Below are 2,047 nucleotides of genomic sequence, written 5' to 3'. Positions count from 1 at the left end.
GGCTGCGGCGGGGCCGGGAGCTTCGGCGCGAACAGCTCGACCTGCGGACGCGGCCGTGCGGCGCGGGCGCGATCGGCCTCGCGGGCGAGCGCGGCTTCGCGCTCGGTGACGCCCGGCACCTGCAGCCGCAGCTTCTTCACCATCGCGCGCCCGCTGTTCGGCATGAACGCGACCTTGCGCGGATGCACGCCCTGCAGGTCTTCCGCCGTGATGCGGATGCGTTCGAGCGCCAGGTAGCGGCGCACGAAATCCGCGTTGCGGTCGCCGATGTTGATGGTCGTCATCCCGGCCAGCACGGCCGCGCCGCCGAACACCTTCGCCTCGAAGCGTTCGCGGCGCCCGCCGGCCTTGATCAGCTCGTTGATCAGCACTTCCATCGCATACGCGCCGTAGCGCATCGATTCCGACGCGGCCGCGCCCGGATCGGCGCCGTCGTCCGGCAGCATGAAGTGGTTCATTCCGCCGATGCCCGCATACGGGTCGTGCAGGCACGCGGCGACGCACGAGCCGAGCACGGTCATCAGCACCATGTCCTCGGACGTCGTGAAGAACTCGTTCGGCAGCAGCTTCACGCCGGGACGGCCGAAGTGGTTGTCGAAATAGCGATTGGTGGCGATCGGCAGCGCGCTCATCCACGCTCTCCCAGAGCGGCGACGGCGCCCGCAGCCCGTGCGCGCGCCGGCGACGCAATCGCAGGCGCCTGCGCGCCACGCGGCCGTGCGCCCTGTGCGGCGTCGCGGGTCAGTTCGTACACCGTCTGCCCGCGCAGCCGGAACGCCTGCGTGACATACGTGAAGTTTTCCGAATGGCCGGCGAACAGCAGCCCGCCCGGCTTCACGAGCGGCTCGAAGCGCGACAGCACCTGCCCCTGCGTCGGCTTGTCGAAATAGATCATCACGTTGCGGCAGAAGATCGCGTCGAACGGCTTCGCGATCCCGTAGTCCGCATCGGTCAGGTTCAGTTGCTCGAAGCGGATCATCGCGCGCAGCTCGGGGCGCACCTTCACGCGGCCGGCCTGCGGACCCGTGCCCTTCAGGAAGAAGCGCTTCAGCCGCTCCGGCGCCAGGTGCTTGACCTGGTCGTACGTGTAGATGCCGGCTTCCGCCTTCGCGAGCACCTGCGTGTCGAGGTCGGTCGCGAGGATCGACGCGCCGCGCGCGGCCGATTCGCCGAGCGCCTCGATCAGCGTGATCGCGATCGAGTAAGGCTCCTCGCCGGTCGACGCCGCCGAGCACCAGACCGATACCGGCGCCGGCCGCCCCTTCACGAAATCCGACAGGATCGGGAAGTGGTGCGACTCGCGGAAGAACGCGGTCAGGTTCGTCGTCAGCGCATTGGTGAACGCTTCCCACTCGAGCGGATCGTCTTCCTGCTCGAGCAGGTCGAGGTAGTCGCGGAACGTGTCGAGGCCGCGCGCCCGCAAGCGGCGCGCGAGGCGGCTGTACGCCATGTCGCGCTTGTGCTCGGACAGCGAGATCCCCGCGCGTTGATGGATCAGCGCGCGAATGCGGGCGAAATCCGCGCCCGTGAACGCGAAGTCGCGCCCCGGCTCGCCCGCGCGAGGCGAGGCATCCGGTGCATCGGGTCGAAACGGCGCGCGCGCGTGCGGCATGGTTTAGAAGGTCTCCCAGTCGTCGTCGGACGTGCCGGCCGTGGCCGCCGCCGGCTTCTCGCCGTTCAGCGCCGGGCGCACGAGCGCGGGCTTCGCGGCCGGCTTGTCGGCCGGTGCGGCGGTTTTCGCGAGAGGTCGGAAGAGCGTCGTGTAGGGGAAGAGGGTAGCTCGCTGTGGAGATCTCGGTGGGTGGCGGGTAATTAAAAAAAAAAAAAACTTAAATGGAGGTGTACTCTGTACTTAGGAGATAGTGATACGTACCTTACCATTTTATGTTCTCCTCTTAACCATCCATCTCAGCTCTGATCGTCGCGTCTACTTCGTTTATGTCATCCACGTAGTTGTCGTCATCCTCTCTTCTGATACACGCTAGCTAATGTCTCTGTCTAGCTGTGGCTCTCTATACTGCCAGTCGTGCTCCCATTACGCACCCGA

2 protein-coding genes are annotated in these 2,047 nt (G+C 66.5%); both read right to left on the bottom strand.

Annotation, left to right across the window (positions count from 1 at the left end; all coding sequences use genetic code 11):
- Positions 1–632, bottom strand: a 632-nt coding sequence (cheD, locus tag G3N61_RS38860; RefSeq protein ID WP_205825095.1) for a chemoreceptor glutamine deamidase CheD, incomplete at its 3' end; no start/stop codon positions are given.
- Complete coding sequence (locus G3N61_RS38855; RefSeq protein ID WP_205825094.1) at positions 629–1,612, bottom strand: CheR family methyltransferase; 984 nt, start codon at positions 1,610–1,612, stop codon at positions 629–631. The genes G3N61_RS38855 and cheD, both read right to left, overlap by 4 nt.
- Positions 1,613–2,047: the final 435 nt, after the last annotated feature.

The organism is Burkholderia sp. Ac-20349, assembly GCF_017104865.1.
GTDB classification, from domain to species: Bacteria; Pseudomonadota; Gammaproteobacteria; order Burkholderiales; family Burkholderiaceae; genus Burkholderia; species Burkholderia aenigmatica.
Note: the sequence above shows the minus strand (reverse complement) of the source record. Positions and strands in the feature narration are given on the sequence as shown.

Bases quoted from the DNA above. Each gene is read 5' to 3' on its own strand.
- G3N61_RS38855 (WP_205825094.1), bottom strand. From the start codon at position 1,612: ATGCCGCACGCGCGCGCGCCGTTTCGACCCGATGCACCGGATGCCTCG.